Genomic DNA, 25,252 nt, shown 5'->3' with positions numbered 1-25,252 from the left:
AAATCTCCTAATCTATTTCAAGGTCCATTAATGGTGCATGCTGCTGCGCACCATACACATCCCGGTCAAACACAGATCCGGACGAATGGCTTCTGAAAAAGGTAATCTTGAATCCAAGTGCCTGATCAAAAAAAACAATATGCTTCAGCTGCTCCGCTTTAAGACGATAGAGCCTGCAAATAGCGTCCCCGGTAATTTTGTTTGAATGCTTCACATGAAAATAATCAATGCTTTTGCAAAATAGAACATCCAGCGTGATTTCAAATGGACCGGAGTTTTTGCTTCTAAGCACCTTTGAATATTCACCTAAAGTTGTCATAGAACCTCCAATTGAAACGGGATCTCACCTTTTTTCAGTTTCATAAGATGATAGATTGAGAATTCATATACAGGTCCAAACTCAATATCGCTCGGAGCAAAAGGAAAGGCCAGATTTCCAGCTGTCGACTTTCTTCCTTCATAGCCGTAATGCAAAAAAGTGGAGCGCAGTGTTGCACATATGCTGCTTGCCGCTTCTTGAGTATCTGCGACAACCTCAAATACAAGACCTATTTCATGACCTGAAAAGGGTTCACTCTCACTTTCTCCTAATACGGCATTTTTTCCATAATGATAAAAGTTGATTTGATAAGTATGTTCAGGGATATCCTTATAATGGCTTATTACTTCTTCTTTTACAGAGGCTTCAATTCTTTCGATATTATTAATTAAAACCGGATCTCGAACCCCTGCAAGGACAAATGTTCTGTATGCTTTCACTCTTGCTCCTTCAAGCTTCACATGGTAATCCTTTGAAGGAACATATTTGCTGCCAGATACTTCAATTAAACCTTCGCCTGCACTTTTAAACTCACACTGAGATAAATCCAATAAAAATCCTGGACCATGGAGCAGATAGGGATGATCTTTTTCATAAAAGGTATGAGCTGCCACGCTTGTTGTACTGCATTTTCTGATTGGATTTAAAGACTGAACAGTAAACGAGTATTCCTTAATTGTACCGAGAATACAATCCTTCGTCGTTCCAGGTTCAGCGCATAAGGCACCGCATTCTAATATCTTTCCTAAGTGATAGGAAAGGCCTGCATCCATGCCGTGAAAAATGCCAACAGCCGCAAACGGAGATGGATCAAATGCTCTCCCGCAAATGATAAGTTCACACTCCTGATGAAGCGCTTCTAAAATCGGTTCATGTCCCATCTGGGCAACAATTGAATGAGTGTCGGTCAAAGATAGATGAGTTAAATCGGGCACATTCGGACTCATTTTCTCTATTCTCCCCTCATTTAAGGCATGAGTGATGGACGATTTATTAAAATCCGCCCAAATGACGCCAACTTTAGGTCTGCTCTTCTTATTTGACAGGACTTCTTCCATTATATCCAGCGTCCATTCAACATGAGGTTTTGCACCAGCCCCTCCCGCTGAACCGACAATAAGTGGAATGTGATTGTCCAAAGCAGCAGAAATAAGGATCTCCAAATCTTTTTTCGCAGCTCTCTTTGAAACGATGCCGACACCTGCCCCCAATTTATGCGGACCTGCATCTGTAGAACCGGCATCCACAACAATCGCATGAGGCTTCTTTCTCATGCCGTTCTGAAAGCTCTCAAGCGGAAAACCGTATCCAAGCATGCCGCATGGTGACAAAATCCGGATTTCTTTGCTCATGCCATCCCCCTTGAAAAATAAAATTTTTTTATGCACTACCAAATATATGTAACCGGTTACACATTATTAGTAAAACCTGATTTTTATCGGTATGCCCATGTTTTTTCAAAATTTTGTATTTCATTTAAAATTGTTTTAAGGAGATATTATGAATAAAGAAACACCCTCAGACTGCCCTGCTGATCCATAATGGCAAGAAGGATTTCATTCACTTTTGTCTGGTGAACAGTTTTAAGTTCAGTGACCAGCCATTCTTCATCTTTCCCAAAACGCTGAAGTTCTTTCTGATTTATGCTGCCTTCCCGGATGATGGTTGCAGGAAGATCGAAAGGAGCCGGGGCTAAATTCAGATCAAGATTTGTAACGGTTTGATGATCCGCTTTTAAAAAACAGGATATCTTGCCGTCTGATTCGAAAAGGGCTGCGGCAACTTTTTCAGGATCTTCAATTTGCTGTTTCCTAAGTTCCGAAAGCAAATCTTCAATGGTTAATCTTGCTTTTTTTAAGTTTTTGTAAGAAATCTTGCCATTTGTGATTAAAGGAAAAGCGGACGGATCAAGAAATACACGAAACGCATGCCACTTTAGACTGATAAATATGCCCGCTGTATACAGAATAATTAAAACGGTCATCGTGATCATTGAACCTTTTAGTCCAAGTCCTTCATCAGAAAGGGGATGAGCCATGATATTGCCAATGATGAGTGCGATCACGAAATCAAGGAGCCGGAGCTGGGCAATCGATCTCTGGCCCATGACTTTAGCGGACAAGGCTAAAAAGAAAAAAGCAAAAACAGCTCTCAGAATCCATTGAATGGATGTAAGAGTTTCCTGACCATGAAAAAAATCCATTCTTTACACTTCCTAATACAGGTGATTAATCATTATTCTTCTCCTGAACAAAGATGTTTATGAGCCGCTTACAGAACAATTATCCCGGGGAAACACTTCCAAGCTGATGAATACAGGCCCTCCAACTTTTACACAGAAAATCATTGTCCGTTTCACACAAAATAAACATATCTCCTTCAAGGGAGGAATGTTTGTGGAGACAGTCGATTACGACAAAGCATTATATTATACTCACCGATCACAATGGGATAATCTTCTGATCTTAATGGTGCGAACAAAAGATGATATGCTCTCAAAACGGATTGAGCAGTTCCTGCACGCATACAACTTCGAAAACAATTACGGAGAAGTCGAAAAGAAATTATATTCACTCCTTCGCTATATCGATCACGCTGTAGAAATAGGACATGAGTTTGAGGATGCAGAATATGCTTATCTGACTTAACATTTCTAATAAAAAAAATGGAGGGAATCCCCTCCATTTTACTTTTGCTTTTGTATATAAAATTCCACATACATCTTTAGTTCCTCGATTAGCTGGGCAACTAGCACCGCCGCTGAATCCTCAAGAAGTTTTTTGTTTTCATAATCAAAACAGATCGGATCAAGGGCAAGCTGTTTTGGTATGGCATTTGCATAAACTCCTCTCATCACGGTTCTCATATTATTCAGAGCATTGATCCCGCCTTTTCCTCCGCCGGCAACAGCAATCAGGCCAACAGGCTTATGTGCAAAATGAGAACTTCCTAAATAATCAAGGGCATTTTTTAATGCTCCGCTCATGCCGCTGTGATATTCAGGTGATAATAAAATGACACCGTCTGCTGCTTTAACCTGGTTTTTCAGTTCCTGGACTGCTTCAAGCTTTTCCTGGTCTTCCTCTCCATTAAACATTGGGAGATTCAGAACACTTAAATCGATATGCGCTGCTCCGTATTTTTCAGCAATAAATGCTGCTGCAAGACGGGTTCTTCCTTTTTTTCTTGGACTTCCATTAATAACAAGCAATTTCATTTTCATTCTTCCTCTCTTATTTGTCTAAGCCATTCTTGACTGCATATAGGGCAGCTTGTGTGCGGTCAGAGAGCGACAGCTTGGATAAAATATTTGACACATGTGTTTTTACGGTCTTTTCTGTGATGTATAAAGAAGCGGCAATTTCTTTATTGCTTTTTCCTTTTGCAATTTCCTTTAATACATCATTCTCCCGATTCGTAAGCGGTGTCAATAGCTTTTCATCTTTTTGATTCGTTTGCATCAAATGGGACATGACGTGAGTTGTGACTTTGGGATGAAGTTTGCTTTCTCCTTTCAGCACTTCCCTTATCGTATGAACTAGTTCATCCGGTTCGACATCCTTAAGCTGATAGCCAGATGCTCCTGCCTGAATGGCTGGGATCACATGGTCCTGATCGGCGTAGCTCGTCAAAATAATGATTTTTATCTGTTCGTTGAATGTGCGGATTTCCTTTGTTGCATCTACTCCATTCATGACGGGCATGGAGAGGTCCATTAATATCACGTCTGGCAGCAGCGTGCGCACCATCTTTACAGCCTCTTCCCCGTCTTCAGCTTCTCCGACAATCTCAATATCCTTTTGGGTAGAGAGAAAAAAGTGCAGCCCTCTGCGGACTACTTTGTGATCGTCAGCAATTAACAGGCGAATTCCCATGTTCATGCCCCCTTAGATTGGTATTTTCACTTCTATTTCCGTGCCTCTATTTATTCCGGCGGTTATTTGAAAGGTGCCGTTTAATTTTTGAACGCGATTTTTCATTCCCTGAAGCCCCATTGAAGGCAGCGGCAATTTTTCATTGTAAGAAAAACCTGCTCCCTGGTCTTTAATTGTCATGATTACCTCATTTTTCAAACGGTGTATGCGAATGGAAGCAGTTTTTATTTGTGCATGCTTTTTACAATTATTTAACGCTTCCTGACCGATTCTCCACAAGGCTTCCTCCGTATCGCATGGGAGGGTTTGAACACCCTGAATATCCGTTTCAAGTTCTAGGCCCAATACTTTTGCGTAATTCATCAGCGCAGATGCAATCCCATTTTCCAGCCCTTGAGGTCTAAGCTGCCAGATTAAAGCCCTCATTTCTGAAAGAGCCTCCTGTGAGAGATCTTGAACATATGACAGCATCTCTTTCATCTGTTGATCTTCTGTCATTTCCTTTGAACCTCTTGCAGTTAGCATAATTGAAAAAAGAAGCTGATTGACGGAATCATGCAAATCCTGCGCCAGCCTGTTCCTCTCCGCAATTAGAGCAAGATGCTGTTCGTTTTCCACAAGCTTCATCCGTTTCATGGCAGTGCCTATTTGAAAAGCAACAGCTTCGAGCAAGGCAAGCTCTTCGGTCGAGAAATGGGTTTTATTCGGAGAAGCTACATTTAATAAACCGATTTTTTCATTCCCCGTTCTAAGCGGAACGGTAGCATGATGGGTAATTTCATTCGTTTCGCCCCATTCAAATTGCTCCGCGTCTTCTAAACGTTTGCAGTTTATGATATTTGCAGCCTTATTTAAACGTCCGTCCGCAAATTTATCGATGCACCAGCAATCCCCTCTGCACATTGCTTTTTTATTATCTGTTTCAAGTGCAGGAGGAAGCTTATGATCCGCAGCTAATCGATATTGCTTATCTGAATCAATAAGATAGATCCAGCCTGTTTCAAGTCCTGTTACGTGAAGAAGCTTTCTGAGAACGTCATCAAGCATTTGTTTAAGATCATTTGACTGATTCAGTGTTTCAGCGATTGTCTTTAGTGTCTGCAGTTCCAAAATGCGTTTTTCATCGTTAGACATATCTATCTCCTTCACAGTGTTTATATTGATAGTATATCAGCGTTTTCCCTTTTGCTGCCTTCTCAATGTGACTGATTTTTTCTCAGACTTTTGATGGAGAATCCCAAAATATAAGTGATATCTTAAATATATAAAAAAACTTGTAAATTTGAAATTTACAAGTTTTTTTAATATCTAAATGCTTATCCAGTTTTTATGAGCCTCTTTAATTTTATCCCAACAAAGCTGATCAGTATTTTCTACCTGGTAATCGGCTTTGTGCAGGGAGCTTCCTACTCCAACTGCAAACATTTCACTTGCTTTAATAGCTTCAATTCCAGCTGCAGCATCTTCAATGCCAATCGACCGTTGCGGCAGAGCACCGAGTCCATTGCAGGCAGTCAGGAAAATTTCTGGGTCAGGTTTGGATTTGCTTATTTTTGCTGCGTCTGCACAAAAATCAAATACCTTTTGCAGCTCTAATGCCTCTAAGACCGTATTCGCATTTTTTGAAACAGAAGCAAGCCCGATTGAAATTCCCTCAGATTTAATATCTGCAATGAGGTTCAAAATTCCCGGCAATACGTCATCAGGTGTTAACTCCTTTAAAAACTCACAATAATGAAGATTTTTTTTTGCGGCCATCTCTTCTTTTTGGGCTAAACTGAAGTTATGCTGCTGATTTCCCTCTTGTAAGATTAACTCAAGAGAGTCCATTCTGCTTACACCCTTCAGCCTTTCATTAAATACCTCATCAATGACAATTCCCAGTTCTTCAGCAAGCTGTCTCCATGCTAAAAAATGATAATGTGCTGTATCGGTAATGACCCCATCCAGGTCAAAAACAACAGCATCAATATTCCTTTTACTCATGTTTTTATTCCCTTCTTTCCGAAGCTAAATGAATGTACAGCAACAGATTTCATTTTCTCCTCTTGATTATCGGAAGACTTCTATTTTGTCGGATACTCTAATTTCTTCGCCATTTACCTCAACTGTAATCTCTGGTCCTTCAACCTTCGTCAATTTGATTTTTTGATGGGTTAATGAAATGGTTAAGCTTGTACCGCGAAAGTGAAGCGGAAATGTAAGCTCAGACCAGCTGGCCGGAAGTTTAGGGTTTAGAATTAACCGATTGTTTTTAAAAGATAGATTTGCAAATCCAAATATTGCAGCAAGCCAAATGGCTCCAAGGGATGCAGCATGAAGCCCTTCATCTGATGAATGAGGGTTTGGACCTAAATCGATCAGGCATGCCTCCTGGAAAAAGCGGTAGGCTTTCTCATTTTCGCCGCATCGGGCTGCAACAATCGCATGGATGGCTTTGCTCAGTGAGGAATCATGAATCGTGTGCTCCTCGTAATAATGTAAATTTTTCGTTACCACCTCGCTTGGAAATAGCTCTGGAAAAAGATACAGAAGCATGACAACATCCGCTTGTTTTAAAATTTGCATTTCATTAATTTCATGGCGGGAATAATCCAGTAAAATACCTTGGCTGCCCTGATTTTCTTTATAGCGGGTTAAATCAATCTCAGGTTTAGACAAAAATGTATCATCCTGTGGAATGATATGATGTACATTTGGTTTCGGCAAATATAAATGGTTTAGGAAATCTTGTCCGCGGTCCATAAGTAAATGATCAATGTCCCCGAACTTATCCATAAAATAGAGAGCTTGCTCCACATTATAAGCAGCCATATAGTTTGTAAATGCATTGTTATCGATATGTTCTGTATACTCATCAGGTCCGATTACGTCTTTAATGGATAAATGGCCATTTTCTTTCACTGCACGGCTAATCCAAAAGCGGCAGGTTTCTTTAAGAAGGGCAAGTCCTTCTTTTTTCATGAATGCATAATCATGTGTATTGCTGTAATACTGAACCACGGCATAAGCTATATCTGCAACAATATGGTGCTCTGCTAATGCTGAAGCTACTTTCTGCCGTTCCCCTGTCCTAATATTTATTGCTGCATATTCAGGCGTTTCTTCTTTTCCTGAAAAAGCACTTTCCCATGGAAAGAGGGCTCCCTCATAGCCATTTAGTGCTGCCTTTTCTTTAGCCTGTTCTAAACGCAGATAACGATAGCTTAAAAGTTTCCTGGCTGTTTCCGGTTCAGTAAAAAGATGAAACGGTGCTATAAATATTTCGGTATCCCAAAAAACATGCCCTTTATAGCCTTCTCCAGTCAATCCTTTCGCTCCAACACTGAATCTGGCATCATGTGCAGGTGTCATAATCTCTACCTGGTACAAAGCGAAATCAAGTGAAAATTGATCAAACTCTTTGGTTGACGTAACTTTTACACGTTTTCGCTGCCAAAATTGCTCCCATTTACGTGTTGACTGTGCCAGTAAATCGTCATAGCTAAAAGATTCAATTGTTTTTATTGCGTTCTCACTTGAAGACTCAGGGTCATTGCAAGCTTGATCTTGATCGAGTGATGTAAAAACGCTACCAATTTTCTCAAGAACAAACGGTGAGTTAACCGTAAGGTCTTGCTTAATGGTTGACAGCAGCTGCCTGTTCTTAGCTGTAAAGGAAACATCACTTTGAACTGAGCACCTGCAGCTTGCTGCGAGTGCAATCGTATGTCCTGATTCAGTCGTTTTATATACTCCCTGCATCATTTGTTCATCAATAACACGCACCTTCTCTTCGATAAGGTGCTGTTTGCCAAAGTTTGTTTGTTGAGCATTGATTCCAGTCACAATTTTTAACTTAGCCTTTTTGTCTAAGCTAGTGATCGTTACTTTTGCTGCTAGTAAATGCAAGTCATTTTTAGCAACAAAACGTTGGAAAATCAGACGAAACCGAGAGCCTGAATTGCTTTTCCAGAGGATCTCACGCTGCAATTCTCCATTAGCCAGATTTAATTTTCGTTCATATGAAAGGATGTTTCCATTTAATAGCGAGAATATCTCATCGTCGATTTCTATTCTCATTCCGATCATATCTGGCAGATTCACTAAATCTGACGGGTCATTAGCCGCAGCTTTATTATAAATACCAGCTGCATACATACCGCGAGTTTGTTCTGCGTAGTCTTCTTCGTGCGTAGCACGAAGACCTAAATAGCCATTTCCTAATGTCATTAAACTAGCAAACTTATTTATATAATGCAGATCAAAATGTTTATCATAAATTACTTGTTCTCTCATCATAAGGACACACTTTCACCTTTTTCTGCAGATTCATATAGTGCTTCGATGAGCTGCTGGATGACGTATCCTTGTTCCCCATCAGCCACCATTACGTCTTTCCCTAAACATTTATCAACAAAAGAACGCATGCTTTTTTGATGCCTGTCTGCATCAGCGATTTCTCTTTTTAAGAGCGAAACCAGCTCTCCGCCTTCATCTGTATAAATCTGAGCTGGATAAAGCGTGGCTCCTGCTTGATCTCCGCAGAATTCAACATTCATAATGGATGTTTCTTTTATATTTAAAGCAAACGATGTTTCGAGCTGGAGCAATCGTCCGCCTTCTAACTCAACAAATCCAAAAAGTGAATCTTCAACTTCAAATTTTTCCGGATCCCATTCTCCAAGGGTTCCGGCAGATTTTTTTGTGCCAATTTTCTGGTACATTTTAGCAGTTACCTTCTCAATCTTTGGAAAATCTAACACATATAAAGCAGCATCCAGCATATGAACACCTAAGTCAATGAGAGGGCCGCCCCCCTGCACTTCCTTATTTGTAAAGCTCCCCCAGCCTGGAATTCCGCAGCGTCGCAATGCTTTTACCTTTACGACATAAATATCTCCAAGCATGCCTTCTTCTGCTTTTTCTCTTATAATGGTCACATCATCCGCAAAACGATGATGAAAATTATAGGCCAGGAGACAGTTGTTTTGAATGGCAGCATCCCGCATTTTCCTTGCTTCATCAGCTGAGATAGCAGGTGGTTTTTCACACAATACATCACAGCCATTTTCCAAAGCCAGCATGACATTTTCATAATGATTCCGATTTGGCGTACAAATACTGACCATATCAGGCTTTACCGCAGCATACATTTCCGATGCATCCGTATAATAATGAGGGATATCATTACGCTCAGCAAAGTTCTTTGCTCGATCGGCATTTGGACTTACGACGGCAGCTAATTCAATTTCTTCCCGAGAACCGTAGTAAGAAACATGAACTTTTTCTGCAACTTGTCCTCCTCCAATGATCGCAACTCTCTTTTTTTCCACGATGTTACCCCTCTCAGATTAATGATTCCTGCAGGTGTCGTAATGCTTTTAAATATTCAGCTTCTGGATTGTTGCCTCTTATACGGCATTCAAGCGTCAGGAATCCTTCATATCCATCTTGTTTTAATTGATTAAAATGCTTTTTGAAATCAAGAGACCCGCTGCCCGGCTGATATCGGTGGTTGTCTGCAAGATGAATATGCCCAATTAAATCACGATTTTCGTGGAGTGCTTTAGAAATGTCATCCTCTTCAATATTCATATGATAAAAATCGGCAATAATCTTCACATTTTTCAACTCATTTTCTTCTATATAACTTCTCGCATCTGCCAATGTATTTATCATATGATCTTGATAACGATTTAAGGGCTCAAGGAAAATGGATGTGCCTGTTTCTTCCGCAGCCTCATTCAAATAAATGAGAGATTCACTTACTGCTTTCCGGTCCCCTTGCCCGCTGCGGGGTGAGACCATTGGCGGCAGCCTATAGGTGAACATTCCCCATGCCGCTGGTACAACAATTCCTTTTCCTCCAACTCCCTCTAATGCTTTTAAAATTTGTTTGATATCTGCTAAGCCGTTTAATCTGCGTTCTTCAATGAAGTCTCCGATCCAGCCGCTATATCCGCCACAAGCAGTGGTAACAGGAATTCCCGTTTCAGCAATCGCTTCTTTTACTTCATCTATATTGTCGACTAATAACTTGCCGTCAATTTCAAAGCCTTCAAATCCGGCCTTCTTTAAATATTGGAACTTATCAATTATATTATCTGGAAAGAATGCCTGATTTTGTGTGCCAATTTTCATTGATAACTCCTCCTATTTATTATTTCAGCCAAAACCCATCTAAAATAGAAGGATTTTAGTCATTAAGCCATTTTCATACTATTAGAAGCTTTTAGGCCAACCGCTAAGGCCAGCCCTATTAGCTTTTCTTCTATTTTTTATATTCGATTCCCATCTTAATACTTAGTTCCGGATGCTGATCCACGTACTCCATGTATGCTTCAGCACTGTTTTCAAACGAAACGATCGGATCAATAATATCTTCACAATTAATGTAGCTATTCATTAATAATTCCCAGCACGTATCTTCTATGCGCTTGCGGTTCCAGCGCGGGTAATCCGGATTAGGTTCACTTGCTGCACGTGAGAAAACAATCTTGGCGTTATTAAAATGAGCTTCACGGCCAAAGTTCAGCCCTTCAGGGAATGGTTTTGTAAAAGCTACATAAGAAATGGTGCCTCCGTATGCAATTCCTCTTAGTGCAGCTTGAAGAGCAGCAGCGTTTCCGCTCGTTTCAATAATTGAATCTGCACCCAATTTGTTTGTAAGTTTTTTTACTTCAAATCCCACATCACATGAAATTGGATCGAAACAAACATCTGCGCCATTACGAAGAGCAATATCACGGCGATGGTTAAGAGGATCAACACCAATAACGATGCTTGCACCAGCTTTTTTTGCAAGCTGGATTGCAATTTGTCCAATTGCACCCAATCCAACTACGACCACATAGTCTCCTGCACGGACATTTGCATCCCTTACACCACTTAAAGCAAATTGTGCAGGATCATAACAAACGGCATTTTGCCATTTAGCACCTTCTGGCATCTTGCGCAAGCGGTGATTGTCAACTCCATTGACTATGACAGTTTCCATAATCGGCCCATACGTGCAAACCGTCTCTCCCACTTGGTATTCAACAACTTCGCTTCCAGCTTGAATGATTTTCCCAACAATCATATTTCCAAGCTGGAACTCACCGAATACAATCCCTTTTTCAGCACCCTCTTCTCGAGGCATAAACATACGCCATTCTTCAGAAAAGTTCTCATCCATAAAAGGAGTCTGCCCGCGGAAGTCTATTACTTCTGTACCATGCTTAGGCGAGGCAAATTCTACTTCGATTTTCACTTCATGTGGTTGAACCGTACGATCTTCATATTCTACCAATGCAGCTTCTCTTGGTTTAACAGCAACAAGCTTTTTCATAATCGTATTACTTCCTCTCTGAATAGGCGGATTAACCTTTTACGCCGCCTTCTGTTAAGTTTCCTTTAATAAAATGCTCGGATATGGCATACATAATCACAACTGGCAGTGCTGTTACGAGCGATGCGGCCATCATACGGCCCCAAACATAATCAGGTGTGCTAAACAAGGTATTTAACCCAATTGGCAGCGTGAAATTTGCCGAATCGGATAAGAAAATGGATGCAAATAAGTAATCGTTCCATGCAACCATAAAAGAATAAACAAATACCGATATAATTCCTGTAATGGATAATGGAATAATAATATAGAAGATGATCTGCACACGATTTAATCCATCGATCATGGCTGCTTCTTCCAGGTCATCCGGTATCGTATCGAAAAAACTTTTTAACATGAAAATGGCCGTTGGCAATGTCTGAACAATCATCGTTATGATTAGCGCCGTTTTTGTGTCATATAAACCCAAACCAGAAATGATTTTGAACAAAGGCACGACAAGTAAAATGCCGGAAAACATGTATACTGTGTAAAAACTGGCATTAATTGTTGTCCGTCCCATAAATTTCAGTCTTGATAGGGCATATGCCCCGAAGATACCAATGACCACAGCTAAGCCTGCTGCTGTGAGCGCCACTATTAAACTATTCTTAAAATAGGTAATATACGGGAAAATATCCGGATTGAAAATATCTACATAATGCTGAATTGTCCATTCCTTTGGAAAGAATGTCGGATTGGTCGCCACCGCTTCCTTTGAGTTTTTAAAGGAAGTCATCAGCATAATGAAAAATGGAAACAGGGAAACCGTCAACAGACTTATTAATCCAGCGTAAAATGCTACTTTTTTTACTGCTTTATTTTTTTTGCTGCTAGCCATTGCCATTAAAACTTCACCCGCTTTCTTGCTGCAATAATAACAATCGAGAGAATAATGAAAAGAATGACGGAAATGGATGCTGCTTTGCCAAGGTCATTGAATGCAAATGCTGTTTCATACAGGTAAATACCGAGAATATTCACTTTATTTGTCAGCAGATACACATCTGTGAACATATAGAACAGCCAGATGGAGCGCAATGTGATAACCGTCACCAAGACAGGCATTATTGCCGGAAGGGTAACAATCTTAAATTTCCCCCATGCTGATGCTCCGTCTATTTCAGCTGCTTCATATTGGGTGGAATCAATGGTTTGCAAAATGGCAAGAAATGAAATGAAAGCATATGGGAAATATCTCCATATCGCAAATAGAACGACCAGGATAAAGCTGCTGACCGGATTGTCAAACCAAAGAGGTGCCTTATCAAACAAATGTAAAACGTCTCCGCCCAAAAAGTTCACGACACCATATCCATTATTGAACATATATTTCCAAGCAAAGACTAATGAAATAGATGGTGTAACATAAGATAAAATGATTAATGATCGGGCAATTTTCCGGAATTTAAATGGCCGATTAAAGAAAATTGCAACCGCCAATCCAAGCGCTGTACTTCCTGCGACTGCAAGGATCATGTACAAAAGCGTAATCCCTAATGATTTAATAAATGCCGGATCTGTAAGAATATCTATATAGTTTTTCAGCCCGACAAAGGTTGCACTTAACCTTGGGTTAATCGGCTGATCAAAGAAGCTGATTTGAATGTTGGATATCATTGGGTATGCAACAAGCAGCAGCACTAAAAACACACTAGGAAAAAGTAATGCGGCCGCAAGCTTTATATCCGATTTCCCTCTCTTTATCGTTTTCATAGTACCCCCCGGAGTAATGTTTTTGTTTATGAACCTTTTCGTTCATATAAGATCGATAACGCTGTCATGTAACATTTGACCAAAATACACTATTTTTTGCTTGCTGATGAAATCTTAGTTCTTTATAGCTATCGGTGTTGCTCAGGCAACATCATTTAAAAAGGAGAGGGTATTACCGCCCAAGGTAATTCCCCTCTGTTTCATTTTATTTTTTATTTAAGACATCTTTGATTTTACTTTCAGCCTTTTCAAGCTCTTCTTTGACACTTTTTCCGCCAACTGTGGTGCCATTTACCATTTTAGCAATAGCTCCAGAACTCGTTACATCGCCCATTTTTAAGAAGTTTTTGTTATCTACTAAACCAAATACTTGAATATCATTAAAAGCTGCTGCGATTTCAGTTGAAAGGTCGCCAAAGGATTTTACAATTTCATTTTGCTGGTAAGCTGCATTTTCTGTTACTTTTTTATTCACAGGCTGTGCGCCGCCAGGTGACATTAACACCCATTCTGTCATGTTTTCTGGTTCAGACATAAATGCAGTGAATTTTTGTGCAGCCTCTTTTTGAGTCTCTTCCAATCCAGAAGAAATGGTTAAGGCCGATACCATTCCAAAAACAGACTTTGTTTTTTCTGCTGGAATCGCAAAACCAATATTATCAGTCTCTCCTTCTTCATAAACAGAAGGCAGGAGATAAGTGGAATAGAGGGCCATCGGTGCTGTTCCGTTCATGAATGCATCCTTAACCTCGGTTGTATCATTTGAACCAGGCATTGTGTACTGTGCTAATTCTTGATAATAAGCTAGAGACTCTCTCATCTCTTTTGTATCAATGTTTAATTCTCCTTTTTCATCCAGCACATTCGCATTGTTTGACAAAGCGAATTGAGAGAAGGCCTGCTCTGAGAATCCGCCTTCAACAGTCGGCAAAGCAATTCCGTATTTTTTATTTCCGCTGTCCGTAAATGCTTTTGCTATTGCAAGAACATCATTCCAATTTTCAGGCTCTTCAAATCCCTTTGATGCAAGCATTTCCTTGTTATACCATATACCTTGTACCCAACCGCTTATCGGTACGCCGGTATAGCTTTTGCCGTCTTCGGTTTTAACTAATTTCAAAGCGCCTTCATAAAAATTACCTTCACCGGCTTTTTCAAGTGTATTTTTTACTGCATCTTTGTCAATTAGCTCATCTTTATCCATTACCTTTGCAAAGTCTTGTCCGACTTCAAGGACTGCCGGAAGCTTTCCTGCACTTGCTAATGTAACAACTTTTGTATTATAAGAATCTTCTTCTACAGGAACTTGTTTTATTTTAATATCTGGATTTTCTTTCTCGAATTTTTCAACCAGTTTATTAATGACAGCAAGACGCTCTTGTTCCACAGAAGAATGCATAAACTCAATTGTTGTCTTTCCATCGCCGCTCTCATCACCGCCGCAAGCAGTCATTACTGCTGCCAGCAGCAGCATCATCATAAGTCCTAAACCTTTTTTCAGCATTTACTTTCCCTCCTGTTTAATTGGTTTCAACCAAAGGAATTGATAAGGATTTAACGGCATATCTTCAACAAAGCTTATTTTTTCTCCAGTGTTAATATTGATGAAGCTCCCTGTCAGATCGCAGGTTACTGTTTCATTTGTCAAATTGTTGATAACTATTAAACTGTCGTCTCTAGAGTTCATTCGTTTAAAAGCAAACACTTTATCCCCCAAATCCATTACTTCCATTGCTGTATTCGGATGGAAAAGAGATTCATTTTTGCGGGTTTGAATGATAGTTGTCAATTCAGTAAAGATCTTGCGCCTTAAAGAGTCTGTACTCATTAATTCTGTTTCTATCTCATTAATGCTGTACTTCTTCCGATTTATGGACCGATTCATTCCTGTTTTTGAAACGCCTTCATAATCATTTCTGGAACCCAGCATACTTTGAATATATACAGCAGGTACACCTGGGAGTGTTAAAAGGATAGAATGAGCCAGTAAAAATCTTTTTACGCGGATCTCATCTTCATCTGATTTCTTATTTAGCGCATCCAGATAGGTCACATTAATTTCGTAAGGGCTTTCACTTCCATCTGGATTTTTCTTGTAATTAACCAGTGCCCCTTCTTTTATCAAATCCTCTACCATTTCAAGGATTTCATCTTCAGAAATGATCCCGCGGATTGGATTTAATCCAATCCCGTCATGAGAAGCCAAGAAATTGAAAAATGTTGTATCAATCCCTGTTGGAGGCAGCTCATCCGCCCATTTGGTCAGTGCCCTTCCATTTCCGTTGTGAATGGAGTAAAGGACTAATGGCGGCAGTGGAAATTGATAAACCATGTGTGCTTCATCTTTTCCATTTCCAAAATAAGAAACATTATCTTTATGCGGTACATTTGTCTCAGTGATTATTACTGTTCCCTTTGCCGCTTCCTCTACTACATCTCTGAATAATTTTACAATTTCGTGTGTTTTTTCAAGATGAATACACGAAGTCCCTATCTCTTTCCACATAAATCCAATTGCATCGAGACGAATGTATTCTGCTCCCTGCTCAAGGTAAAAGAGCAAGACATCTATCATTCTGAACAGTACTTGAGGATTGCTGAAATTAAGATCAATTTGATCCTCGCTGAATGTTGTCCAAATATGTTTTTCTTCTCCATTTGCTAAAGTAAATTTCGTTAACAATGGGAGTGCTCTTGGTCTTGTTACTACACTTAGATCAGCTGATGGATCCATCTCAACGAAGAAGCCGTCATATTCTGGGTTACCTTTTAAGTATTCTTGAAACCAATCGCTTTCTGCAGAAATATGATTACATACATCATCAAACATAATTCTGGTTGATTTCGACAGCTTCTCTATTTCATCCCAATTCCCAAGGACTGGATTTACTTTTTTATAATCTATTACTGAAAATCCATCGTCTGATGAATAAGGGTAAAAAGGAAGAAGATGAACCATATCAAATTTATCTGATAAATAATGATCAAAGAATTTTTTAAAGGTTTCGAGAGTAGGATAATCATCTTCATAGAATTGATCACCATAAGTAATTAACACCAGATCCTCTTGATCCCAATTTTGTTTTCGTGGTTTAAGGGATTTAGCCTTTGTTTTTGCAATGCGTTTCTCTATTTCTGTAAAAAGTCCCTCAATATCTTGATTGTTATAAATAAATGAAAGTCTTTCTTTAATTTTTTTCATCATATCCTCCTCGTGGTACCGCTCCCATAAAGATAAAAAAACACTTGTGGTACCGTTTCCACAAAAGTAAGTATAGTTTATATTATTTTAATAGAACCACATCTGTGGTACCGCTCCCACGAAGTAAATATAATATAGAAAACGCTTACTGTCAACAAAAGAAACTATGGTTTTTTTATGCATTTATCCTAGTGATTCCCTATCATTTAAAGCAAATTTTTCATGAGAGATTTTTTCTCTATCTATTTCCAAATTTTTTTTTATTGCTACCTCTGCCATTCATTACTATAATTTATCCTATATCGCTCCCTGCACTTAAAAAATTGATGCGTATTGCTGAACATCCTGACCTGTTAGATGCAATTATTATTGAAAACACATTCAAATGAACGTATATAAAATGCTTTATTAGTCTATTTCACACATTAAAATCTTAGCCGTGGTCATAAATAAGTATTATAATAAATATTTATTTTCACGGGAGATCATATCCTGCTGAAGGGGGAGGTATATTGGCCCACACTATTTATGATATCGCCCGTATCGCAAAGGTTTCAAAGTCTACTGTATCTCGGGTGCTAAATAACAAAAGTAACATTTCTGAAGAATCACGGCTTCGTGTATTAAAAGCTATAGAAGAATTAGAATACCAGCCAAGTAAATTAGCAAGGGCACTATCCACTGGTTTTGACGCCATCATGATTGTATCACGCTCTACAAAGACAACTGCGAGCAATCCTTTTTTCTCTGAGATCATTAACGCCATTTCAAGAAAAGCTGAGGATGAAAATTTTGATGTCATTTTGCAGACATCAAAAAACAGTAAAGAAGAATTAGAAAAGTGCATAACTAAAATTAAAGCAAAAATGATTAAAGGGATTATTATGCTAAGTTCCCCTGTAAATGAAGATTTCTTCAAACAATTAGATGGTTTTAACATACCAATTGTTGTGATAGGAAAAGTAGAAGGAAGCTATACGAATGTTTTTTCCATCGATACAAATAACTATCAAGATAGTTATAATCTAACGAAGTATTTAATAGATCACGGGCATCGTGATATTGCTTGTCTGCATTCGCCTCTAGATTATTATGTGTCAATAGACAGATTGGAAGGATATAAAAATTGCATGAAAGAAAATGGATTGCCGGTCCGGAAAGAATGGGTAATTGATAGTGGCTACACAGTCGAAAGTGCATCTGAATCGATTAAAGGGTTATTCGACAGTCAGGAACGGCCGACTGCTGTTTTTGCAACAGATGATTTAAAAGTGATGAGTATTTATAGATCTGCTGTACAACATGGTGTATCTATTCCAGATGAGCTATCAATCGTAGGCTACAGTAATTCGAACTTTTCACCATTTTTGTCTCCAGCATTGACTAGTATAGAAATTCCAGTAAAAAAATTAGGAGATGCCGGCAGCCAGTTCCTATTTGACATAATCAAGAAGAATAAAAATGTGCAGGCACGTACGATTATTCCTACAAAAACGATTATTGAGAACTCTGTTAGAAAAGTTGAATAATTGGCGTTGGAACCAAATCATAATTGATTCACATTCCATCATCACCATTATCGGTATACGTTGAATAAAAAAGACAGACTCCTCCCGGAGACTGTCTTTTTACTTTGCTTTAGCTGCTTATATGTAAATTTCCCCTCCAGGATTTGAAAAAAGAGCAAAAAAACCCGCTGAATCAGCGGATTTCACGAAATCGGATATTGCTGTACAAGCGGATGAACGACAATTTCATCAATGATCATATGCTTTGGCGCGCTTGCCATATAGACAACTGCATCTGCAATGTCTTTTCCTTTAAGCCAGTCTTTTTTCTCCTCCGCACCCTGAACTCCATTGTTGAAATAGGAATCGACCATTCCTGGATTGATTGTGCCTACGCGAATGCCGTATTCGCGCACTTCCTGAGCAAGTGAGCCTGAAAAGCCTTGAACCGCATATTTAGTCGCTGTATACGCTGAACCATTTGCAATCGTGTATCTTCCGACATCAGATGAGATTGTAATAATCGTTCCAGCTTTGCGCTTTTTCATATGGGATAAAACAGCCTTACTAGCTACAAATACGCCTTGTACATTTACTTCAAACACTTTTTTCCACTCATCAAGCGATGTTTCATCTACTGTTTTGAAAAAACCGATGCCTGCATTGTTTACAAGGACGTCAATGGATTGAAAGGCAGAAATCGTTTCTTTAACCATCTCTGTCACTTGCTCTTCATTTGCAATGTCCACTTGAAAAGCTTTTATATTTTGATTGCCGGCCTCAGCAAGTTCCTTAGCTGTTTGAAAAATTTCATCTGAGCTTCCAACTAAAGCGAGATTCATGCCCTGGTTTGAAAGCTGAATGGCAATTTCCTTTCCGATGCCTCTAGATGCTCCCGTTACGATTGCCGTCTGATTTTTCAACATGATAAAACCTCTTTCCCATTAAAACAGCTGAAAAAGGTCATCTCCTTTTCCAGCTGCATTTTTTAAAATAGCTTCCTTATTAGATCAATTCGTTTACTTTTTTCATAAGGGCAGAAGTAAGTGCTTCAAGCTTTTGTTCGCTGTCCGCAAGTGTTTCTCCTTTTACACCGAAGTAGAATTTCGCTTTCGGCTCCGTTCCGGATGGACGCAGGCAGAACCATGATCCGTCTTCTAAATAGTATTTCAGAACGTTAGACGACGGCAGCGTGATCTCTTCTGTCGTTTTAGCTTCTGCGTTGAAGCGGGTTCCTGCTTTATAATCTTCAATTGTCACAACTTTTTTATCTCCCATCGTCTGAGGAGGATTGCTGCGGAATGAAGTTAAAATGCTTTGAATCTGTTCAGCTCCATCTTTTCCTTTAAGTGTCAATGACTCAAGTCCTTCACGGTAATAGCCAATTTGCTCAAAAATTTCGAGTAAGCCCTCATAAAGCGTCTTGCCTTGTTTTTTATAATAAGCTGCCACTTCAACAGCTAAGATTGCTGCTTGGACAGCATCTTTATCACGTGCAAAGTCTCCAATCAAATATCCGTAGCTTTCTTCATAGCCAAATTGGAAAGTATATTGGCCAGTGCGCTCGTATTCATTGATTTTTTCACCGATGAACTTAAAGCCTGTCAGTGTATCGATTGTATCTAAACCGAAGGACGCCGCTACATCTCTGCCGATTTCTGAAGTTACGATGGTTTTCAGAACAACTCCATTGGCAGGCAGGATGCCCTTTTCTTTTTTCTGGGACAATAAATAGTGAAGAAGAATGGCCCCTGTTTGATTGCCCGTTAAAACGACATATTCTCCTTCTAAATTTTTCACTGCGATTCCAAGGCGGTCTGCATCAGGATCTGTTGCAATCAATAAGTCCGCATTTGTTTTCTGGCCGTCACGGATGGCATACTCGAATGCTGCATGCTCCTCAGGGTTTGGAGACTTGACTGTGCTGAAGTTTGGATCAGGCAGTTCCTGCTCTGATACAACGGTTACATTTTTATAGCCAAGTGCATCAAGGCCGCGTCGAACAGGCTTATTTGCTGTTCCATGAAGAGGAGTAAAAACAATATTTAATTCTACTTCTTCAGATAGCTGCGGATTCACAGAGATCGTTACAAGCTTGTCAGTATAAGCGGAGTCAATTTCTTCTCCGATCATTTTAATAAGCCCTGAAGCTTTTAATTCTGCTTCATCCTTTACCTGGATGCTAAGTTCGTCTTCAATTTCGTTTACTTTGGCGATGACTTCATCTGCTGCTGCAGGAGGCAATTGTCCTCCGTCTTCGCCGTATACTTTATAGCCGTTATATTCAGGAGGATTATGACTGGCTGTGACGACAATGCCAGAGAACGCATTTAAATACCGTACTGCAAACGACAGTTCAGGTGTCGGGCGCAATTCTTCAAAGACATATGTTTGAATGCCATGGCTTGCAAGAGTTTTTGCAGCTTCCATTGCAAACTCCGGTGATTTATGGCGTGAATCATAAGCAATCGCCACTCCGCGTTTTTTCGCTTCTTCGCCGAAAGACTCAATATAAAGCGCCAGGCCTTCAGATGCTTTTCGGACAGTATACATGTTCATGCGGTTAATTCCAGGTCCAATTTCCCCGCGCATGCCGCCTGTTCCAAATTCTAAGTTTTTGTAAAAGCAATCCTCGCGCGCCTTATCGTTATTTTCTAAATCTGATAAAAGAAGTCTTAATTCTGAATCTAAATCTGTTTTGCTTTTCCAGCGCTGATAGCTTTTTTCAAAACTCATAATGTACCTCCAATAATTTTAGGTTGTAAGTGTTATGTAATTATTTCTTCATTATTTAGACAATTCCTGCCTAAATTCGTATGTAAAAAATAGAAATCAGTCGATTCCAAAGCTATTTTAACACATATTGGGACTTGCTGATATTTTAATTTTGTTAAAAAAATTCAATTTCAAAAAAATAAAATCTAATGAAAAATGGCAGCCGATTGTGATTTTGCATCACTCGGCTGCCGGATTCATATTATCAGTTTGCTTTTCTTACCTCGTCAGGCACAACTGCATCGTGCAGATGAGTTTGAAGCTTATCAAAGTACTGCTGCTTTTGACGAGGACTCCACTTCAGTTTGTCCGCCATGTAATCTGTAACAGGCTCCTGATAGGTTCTCGCCCAGTTAATATCAAAGTACACGGCACCTGTTCTTCTGACAAAGAAGTCGGACGGAGTGGCTGTCATTTCTTCTGTTATTGCATAGTCAATTTCAGCGAGAATGTAAATAGGCAAACCGTATCTTTCAGCAAACGGTTTTAACGTCTCTACTCTTTCAAACAGCGCATCTGCATTAGATCCATACCTTCTTGATAAATGTTTCGCCTGCATTTCTGTCAGTCCAAGGGTCTTGCCTTGTTCAGTTTTTGTTTTGATAAAGGTTTCAAGACTTGATGAACCGCCTACATGTCCGCCTGAGATGGGCATATTTCTTGTTTTGCATGCTCCAAAATCCTTTAATCCTGCTTCTTTAAAATCTTTTACAATGAAGTCAATAATGTGCTCTGCCATTTTTCTGTAGCCTGTCAGTTTTCCGCCTGCAATGGTGATGAGTCCTGTTTCAGATGTCCAAATCTCATCCTTTCTTGATATTTCAGAAGGATCTTTGCCGTCTTCATGAATAAGCGGACGAATGCCGGCCCAGCTTGATTCAGCATCCTCAGCACGGATCGACAAGTCAGGGAACATATAGTTAATGGACTCAATCACATAATCTCTGTCTTTCACTGTCATACGGGGATTTTTCGGATCTTCTTTGTAAACTGTATCTGTTGTGCCTACATAAGTTTTGCCGTCACGCGGTATCGCGAATACCATTCGTTTATCAGGCGTATCAAAATAAATAGCCTGTTTCAGCGGGAATTTTTTTTGATCAAAGACAAGATGTATTCCCTTTGTCATCTGAAGAGATTTTCCATTTTTAGATTTATCCATTTCTCTCAGCTGATCGACCCAAGGACCTGCAGCATTGATGATTTTCTTAGCGTACACATCATATGTTTTTCCAGAAATCGTATCCACAATATGAACACCGATGACTTTTCCTTTTTCGTAAATAAACCCGTCTGCTTTTGCGTAGTTAACTGCATCTGCACCGAAGCGCACAGCTTCTTTCATGACTTCGATTGTAAGTCTTGCGTCATCTGTCCGGTATTCCACATAGTAGCCGCCGCCCTTTAGTCCTTGTTTTTTCACAAGCGGCTCTTTCGCAAGTGTTTCCTTGGCGCTTAGCATCTTTCTTCTTTCTCCGCGTTTAACAGCTGCAAGAAAATCATATACACGAAGACCGATGGATGTTGAAAATGGTCCGAACGTTCCTCCCTTGTGCATTGGAAGAAGCATCCATTCAGGAGTTGTTACATGCGGTCCGTTTTCATACACAATGGCTCTTTCTTTACCGACCTCTGCCACCATTTTGACTTCAAATTGCTTGAGGTAGCGGAGTCCGCCGTGCACAAGCTTTGTCGATCTGCTTGAAGTTCCCGCTGCAAAGTCCTGCATTTCAACAAGACCGATTTTCATTCCTCTTGAAGCAGCATCAAGCGCGATGCCGGACCCTGTGATTCCTCCGCCAATGACAAATACATCATACGTTTCCTGCGTCATTTTATTTAAGATATCGTGTCTTTTATCGCTTGAAAAAGCCATTTGATATTCCTCCTAAAATTTTCCAGAAGGGATTAAAAAAGAGACCACAACAAGCTAGTGCAGCAATTAAATGCCTGCTCTAGTGTTGTGGCCTCTCCAAATCTCCAACCGTTCTATTAACTTGATTTTAGTATATCACAAGATGTGTTTATTTAAAAGCCTGAGCTGCTTTTACTGCCTTTTTCCAGCCGCCGTATAACTCATCGCGGACTTCATCTTCCATTTCCGGTTCAAACTGCTTATCTAATTTCCATTGCTTTGTAATATTAGATTTGTCCTCCCAGAAGCCGACAGCAAGACCTGCAAGGTATGCTGCACCAAGCGCAGTTGTCTCATTTACTTCAGGACGCTCAACCGGCACGCCAAGCATGTTGCTTTGGAAATCCATTAAGAAATTATTTTTAACAGCACCGCCGTCAACACGAAGTGTTTTTAATGAAATCCCTGAATCTGCTTCCATAGCAGTAAGGACATCCTTCGTTTGATATGCAAGTGATTCGAGTGTAGCACGGACAAAATGCTCTTTTGAAGTGCCGCGTGTTAAGCCGAAAACAGCTCCTCTCACGTCACTGTCCCAGTATGGTGTTCCGAGCCCTACAAATGCCGGAACAACGTAAACACCTTCTGTTGACTCGACACGGTCAGCATAGCGCTCACTGTCTTTTGCATCTTTAAACATGCGGAGTCCGTCACGCAGCCATTGAATCGCAGAACCGGCTACGAAAATACTTCCTTCAAGCGCATATTCAACTTTGCCGTCCACACCCCATGCGATAGTCGTTAACAGGCCATTTTCAGAACGGATTGCCTTTTCGCCTGTGTTCATCAGCATGAAGCAGCCTGTACCGTACGTATTTTTAGCCATCCCTTCTTCAAAGCATGCCTGGCCAAATAATGCTGACTGCTGATCTCCTGCAGCGCCTGCAATTGGCACAGAATGACCGAAGAAGTGATAGTCTATTGTATTTGCATACACTTCCGATGAAGGCTTAACTTCAGGAAGCATGGATTTTGGCACAGTTAAATATTCTAATAGCTCATCGTCCCACTTTAATTCATGGATGTTATACATTAATGTGCGGGAAGCATTTGAATAATCAGTTACATGCGCTTTACCGCCTGACAGCTTCCAAATCAGCCATGTGTCAATTGTTCCGAATAAAAGATCGCCTTTTTCAGCTTTCTCTCTTGCACCATCAACATTATCTAATATCCATTTTACTTTTGTTCCAGAGAAATAAGCGTCAATCAATAATCCTGTCTTTTCTCTGAATGTATCATTATAGCCTTTTTCTTTTAATTCTTCACAAATGCCAGCCGTTTGTCTTGATTGCCATACAATCGCATTGTATACAGGCTGTGAAGTATTTTTATCCCAGACAACAGCTGTCTCGCGCTGATTCGTGATGCCGATTCCTGCAATTTGCTCTGGTTTTACATTCGTTTCTGATAAACAAGTTGCGATTACAGCTAAAATAGAACCCCAGATTTCATTTGCGTTATGCTCTACCCAGCCTGGCTTAGGGAAATATTGTTTAAATTCTTTTTGTGCAATGTGAACAATTTCACCCTGTTTGTTAAATAAAATAGCTCTTGAACTAGTCGTTCCCTGGTCTAAAGACAAAATATACTTTTCCATGTTAAATCCCCCTGAACTTTAGTAAGTTGCTGTGCTTTCCGAACTCGATTGTTTCTTTGACAGTGCATAGACAATTCCAAGCATAAATACAAGAGCAGCTGCTACATACCAGAAGGCAGTATTGATATTGCCCTTAAATACGTAATTATAAAAGACCGCTGCAAAAGATCCGCCTACTAAAGGTGCAACAACTGGTATCCATGCATATTTCCAGTTCGAACTCCCTTTTCCTGCAATCGGCAAAACAAAATGTGCCAGTCTTGGCCCAAGGTCACGTGCAGGGTTGATTGCATAGCCTGTAGTACCTCCAAGAGATAGCCCGATTGCAACGACCAGAAATCCTACTATAAGCGGATTTAAGCCCTCAGTAAATGTATTCGCTCCAATCGCAAGTAATGTGAGCACAAAGATAAATGTTCCAAGCGCTTCACTGATAAAGTTGGCAAAGTGATTTGGAATCGCTGGGCTTGTTGAAAACACACTGAGCTTTGCACCTGGATCCTCTGTTTCCTTCCAGTGCGGCAGGTACTGAAGGAAAACAAGCACTGCTCCTAAAAATGCTCCAATCATTTGAGCTAAAAGATAAGATGGCACCTGACTCCATTCAAAGGAACCTGCAAAAGCAAGAGCAAATGTAACAGCCGGATTCAAATGCGCCCCGCTTATTCCGCCGACTGCATAAACAGCCATGGCAACACCAAATCCCCATCCCATTGTAATGACAATCCAGCCAGAGTTATGCGCGAATGATTTCTTTAAGCTGACGCCTGCACATACACCTCCGCCGAACACAATCAAAATCATCGTACCTATTACTTCTCCCCAAAAAGCCGTCATTTTTTATATCCTCCTATCTGATAAATGTGATTTTTATAGATTAAAAGAATAAAAAAATCCACAGCAAATGACTTTACAATAAGTAAAGATTTGCTGTGGATCTCCGTTTCTCCATCACATTTATTAACTTGCCTTTATGGTACATGCTAATGTA

22 protein-coding genes are annotated in these 25,252 nt (G+C 39.9%); 2 read left to right on the top strand and 20 right to left on the bottom strand.

What is annotated here, in order from left to right; translation table 11 throughout:
* Positions 1 to 7 precede the first annotated feature (7 nt).
* The 3 genes from QLQ22_RS04160 to QLQ22_RS04150 form a co-directional block, all read right to left on the bottom strand.
* Positions 8 to 319 (bottom strand): DUF4387 domain-containing protein, encoded by a 312-nt coding sequence (locus QLQ22_RS04160; RefSeq protein WP_223439956.1) that lies wholly within the window; start codon positions 317 to 319, stop codon positions 8 to 10.
* Complete coding sequence (locus QLQ22_RS04155) at positions 316 to 1,671, bottom strand: acyclic terpene utilization AtuA family protein (protein WP_284016053.1); 1,356 nt, start codon at positions 1,669 to 1,671, stop codon at positions 316 to 318. Before QLQ22_RS04155 ends, QLQ22_RS04160 begins: the two co-directional genes overlap by 4 nt.
* Positions 1,672 to 1,817: 146 nt before the next feature.
* Positions 1,818 to 2,522 (bottom strand): DUF421 domain-containing protein, encoded by a 705-nt coding sequence (locus tag QLQ22_RS04150; RefSeq protein WP_223439952.1) that lies wholly within the window; start codon positions 2,520 to 2,522, stop codon positions 1,818 to 1,820.
* Between the two features lie 193 nt (positions 2,523 to 2,715).
* Between QLQ22_RS04150 and QLQ22_RS04145 the strand changes: the two genes are divergently transcribed.
* The gene (locus QLQ22_RS04145; protein WP_223439949.1) at positions 2,716 to 2,967 is read left to right on the top strand and encodes a YhdB family protein; all 252 of its coding nucleotides are present in this window, start codon (positions 2,716 to 2,718) and stop codon (positions 2,965 to 2,967) included.
* Positions 2,968 to 3,005: 38 nt separating this feature from the next.
* Here QLQ22_RS04145 and QLQ22_RS04140 read toward each other — a convergent pair whose 3' ends face one another.
* The 12 genes from QLQ22_RS04140 to QLQ22_RS04085 all read right to left on the bottom strand — a co-directional run bounded on the left by QLQ22_RS04140 (position 3,006) and on the right by QLQ22_RS04085 (position 16,463).
* A complete protein-coding gene (locus QLQ22_RS04140; protein WP_284016741.1) occupies positions 3,006 to 3,536 on the bottom strand; it encodes an NADPH-dependent FMN reductase in 531 nt (176 codons plus the stop codon).
* 16 nt (positions 3,537 to 3,552) lie between these two features.
* Positions 3,553 to 4,194, bottom strand: coding sequence for a response regulator (locus QLQ22_RS04135; protein ID WP_223439947.1), 642 nt, complete (start codon positions 4,192 to 4,194; stop codon positions 3,553 to 3,555).
* Between the two features lie 12 nt (positions 4,195 to 4,206).
* Complete coding sequence (locus tag QLQ22_RS04130) at positions 4,207 to 5,328, bottom strand: GAF domain-containing sensor histidine kinase (RefSeq protein ID WP_275976736.1); 1,122 nt, start codon at positions 5,326 to 5,328, stop codon at positions 4,207 to 4,209.
* A gap of 174 nt (positions 5,329 to 5,502) precedes the next feature.
* Positions 5,503 to 6,180 (bottom strand): beta-phosphoglucomutase, encoded by a 678-nt coding sequence (gene pgmB, locus QLQ22_RS04125; protein ID WP_252208067.1) that lies wholly within the window; start codon positions 6,178 to 6,180, stop codon positions 5,503 to 5,505.
* Positions 6,181 to 6,246: 66 nt separating this feature from the next.
* A complete protein-coding gene (locus tag QLQ22_RS04120; protein WP_284016052.1) occupies positions 6,247 to 8,475 on the bottom strand; it encodes a glycoside hydrolase family 65 protein in 2,229 nt (742 codons plus the stop codon).
* A complete protein-coding gene (locus QLQ22_RS04115) occupies positions 8,472 to 9,509 on the bottom strand; it encodes a Gfo/Idh/MocA family protein (protein ID WP_284016050.1) in 1,038 nt (345 codons plus the stop codon). Before QLQ22_RS04115 ends, QLQ22_RS04120 begins: the two co-directional genes overlap by 4 nt.
* 13 nt (positions 9,510 to 9,522) lie before the next feature.
* A complete protein-coding gene (locus tag QLQ22_RS04110; protein WP_223439940.1) occupies positions 9,523 to 10,317 on the bottom strand; it encodes a sugar phosphate isomerase/epimerase family protein in 795 nt (264 codons plus the stop codon).
* 130 nt (positions 10,318 to 10,447) lie between these two features.
* Complete coding sequence (locus QLQ22_RS04105; RefSeq protein ID WP_223439937.1) at positions 10,448 to 11,506, bottom strand: zinc-dependent alcohol dehydrogenase; 1,059 nt, start codon at positions 11,504 to 11,506, stop codon at positions 10,448 to 10,450.
* 31 nt (positions 11,507 to 11,537) lie between these two features.
* Positions 11,538 to 12,386 (bottom strand): carbohydrate ABC transporter permease, encoded by an 849-nt coding sequence (locus tag QLQ22_RS04100; protein ID WP_420828858.1) that lies wholly within the window; start codon positions 12,384 to 12,386, stop codon positions 11,538 to 11,540.
* Positions 12,387 to 12,391: 5 nt separating this feature from the next.
* Entirely contained in the window at positions 12,392 to 13,261 is an 870-nt protein-coding gene (locus tag QLQ22_RS04095) for a carbohydrate ABC transporter permease (protein WP_284016049.1), read from the bottom strand.
* Positions 13,262 to 13,466: 205 nt separating this feature from the next.
* Positions 13,467 to 14,765, bottom strand: coding sequence for an ABC transporter substrate-binding protein (locus tag QLQ22_RS04090; protein ID WP_284016048.1), 1,299 nt, complete (start codon positions 14,763 to 14,765; stop codon positions 13,467 to 13,469).
* Positions 14,766 to 16,463: a sugar phosphorylase gene (locus QLQ22_RS04085; protein ID WP_284016047.1), complete on the bottom strand. Its 1,698-nt coding sequence runs from the start codon at positions 16,461 to 16,463 to the stop codon at positions 14,766 to 14,768.
* Between the two features lie 512 nt (positions 16,464 to 16,975).
* Between QLQ22_RS04085 and QLQ22_RS04080 the strand changes: the two genes are divergently transcribed.
* A complete protein-coding gene (locus QLQ22_RS04080; protein ID WP_284016046.1) occupies positions 16,976 to 17,992 on the top strand; it encodes a LacI family DNA-binding transcriptional regulator in 1,017 nt (338 codons plus the stop codon).
* A gap of 182 nt (positions 17,993 to 18,174) precedes the next feature.
* Here the strand turns inward: QLQ22_RS04080 and QLQ22_RS04075 are convergent, their stop codons facing one another.
* The 5 genes from QLQ22_RS04075 to QLQ22_RS04055 form a co-directional block, all read right to left on the bottom strand.
* Entirely contained in the window at positions 18,175 to 18,897 is a 723-nt protein-coding gene (locus QLQ22_RS04075; protein WP_223439924.1) for an SDR family oxidoreductase, read from the bottom strand.
* Positions 18,898 to 18,976: 79 nt separating this feature from the next.
* Positions 18,977 to 20,707, bottom strand: a complete 1,731-nt coding sequence (locus QLQ22_RS04070; protein ID WP_223439921.1) for a phospho-sugar mutase — start codon at positions 20,705 to 20,707, stop codon at positions 18,977 to 18,979.
* Positions 20,708 to 20,951: 244 nt separating this feature from the next.
* Positions 20,952 to 22,622, bottom strand: coding sequence for a glycerol-3-phosphate dehydrogenase/oxidase (locus tag QLQ22_RS04065; protein ID WP_223439919.1), 1,671 nt, complete (start codon positions 22,620 to 22,622; stop codon positions 20,952 to 20,954).
* 148 nt (positions 22,623 to 22,770) lie between these two features.
* Positions 22,771 to 24,261 (bottom strand): glycerol kinase GlpK, encoded by a 1,491-nt coding sequence (glpK, locus tag QLQ22_RS04060; protein WP_223439917.1) that lies wholly within the window; start codon positions 24,259 to 24,261, stop codon positions 22,771 to 22,773.
* Positions 24,262 to 24,279: 18 nt separating this feature from the next.
* Positions 24,280 to 25,098: an MIP/aquaporin family protein gene (locus QLQ22_RS04055; RefSeq protein WP_223439915.1), complete on the bottom strand. Its 819-nt coding sequence runs from the start codon at positions 25,096 to 25,098 to the stop codon at positions 24,280 to 24,282.
* Between the last annotated feature and the right edge of the window lie 154 nt (positions 25,099 to 25,252).

This window comes from Metabacillus hrfriensis, from assembly GCF_030127205.1.
Classification (GTDB): Bacteria; Bacillota; Bacilli; order Bacillales; family Bacillaceae; genus Bacillus_P; species Bacillus_P dongyingensis.
This window is presented reverse-complemented; position numbering and strand designations above follow the sequence as displayed.

Coding starts and splice junctions, on each gene's coding strand:
- QLQ22_RS04160 (WP_223439956.1), bottom strand. CDS start 319: ATGACAACTTTAGGTGAATATTCAAAGGTGCTTAGAAGCAAAAACTCC.
- QLQ22_RS04155 (WP_284016053.1), bottom strand. CDS start 1,671: ATGAGCAAAGAAATCCGGATTTTGTCACCATGCGGCATGCTTGGATAC.
- QLQ22_RS04150 (WP_223439952.1), bottom strand. CDS start 2,522: ATGGATTTTTTTCATGGTCAGGAAACTCTTACATCCATTCAATGGATT.
- QLQ22_RS04140 (WP_284016741.1), bottom strand. CDS start 3,536: ATGAAATTGCTTGTTATTAATGGAAGTCCAAGAAAAAAAGGAAGAACC.
- QLQ22_RS04135 (WP_223439947.1), bottom strand. CDS start 4,194: ATGGGAATTCGCCTGTTAATTGCTGACGATCACAAAGTAGTCCGCAGA.
- QLQ22_RS04130 (WP_275976736.1), bottom strand. CDS start 5,328: ATGTCTAACGATGAAAAACGCATTTTGGAACTGCAGACACTAAAGACA.
- pgmB (WP_252208067.1), bottom strand. CDS start 6,180: ATGAGTAAAAGGAATATTGATGCTGTTGTTTTTGACCTGGATGGGGTC.
- QLQ22_RS04120 (WP_284016052.1), bottom strand. CDS start 8,475: ATGATGAGAGAACAAGTAATTTATGATAAACATTTTGATCTGCATTAT.
- QLQ22_RS04110 (WP_223439940.1), bottom strand. CDS start 10,317: ATGAAAATTGGCACACAAAATCAGGCATTCTTTCCAGATAATATAATT.
- QLQ22_RS04105 (WP_223439937.1), bottom strand. CDS start 11,506: ATGAAAAAGCTTGTTGCTGTTAAACCAAGAGAAGCTGCATTGGTAGAA.
- QLQ22_RS04100 (WP_420828858.1), bottom strand. CDS start 12,386: ATGGCTAGCAGCAAAAAAAATAAAGCAGTAAAAAAAGTAGCATTTTAC.
- QLQ22_RS04095 (WP_284016049.1), bottom strand. CDS start 13,261: ATGAAAACGATAAAGAGAGGGAAATCGGATATAAAGCTTGCGGCCGCA.
- QLQ22_RS04090 (WP_284016048.1), bottom strand. CDS start 14,765: ATGCTGAAAAAAGGTTTAGGACTTATGATGATGCTGCTGCTGGCAGCA.
- QLQ22_RS04085 (WP_284016047.1), bottom strand. CDS start 16,463: ATGAAAAAAATTAAAGAAAGACTTTCATTTATTTATAACAATCAAGAT.
- QLQ22_RS04075 (WP_223439924.1), bottom strand. CDS start 18,897: ATGTTGAAAAATCAGACGGCAATCGTAACGGGAGCATCTAGAGGCATC.
- QLQ22_RS04070 (WP_223439921.1), bottom strand. CDS start 20,707: ATGAGTTTTGAAAAAAGCTATCAGCGCTGGAAAAGCAAAACAGATTTA.
- QLQ22_RS04065 (WP_223439919.1), bottom strand. CDS start 22,622: ATGGCTTTTTCAAGCGATAAAAGACACGATATCTTAAATAAAATGACG.
- glpK (WP_223439917.1), bottom strand. CDS start 24,261: ATGGAAAAGTATATTTTGTCTTTAGACCAGGGAACGACTAGTTCAAGA.
- QLQ22_RS04055 (WP_223439915.1), bottom strand. CDS start 25,098: ATGACGGCTTTTTGGGGAGAAGTAATAGGTACGATGATTTTGATTGTG.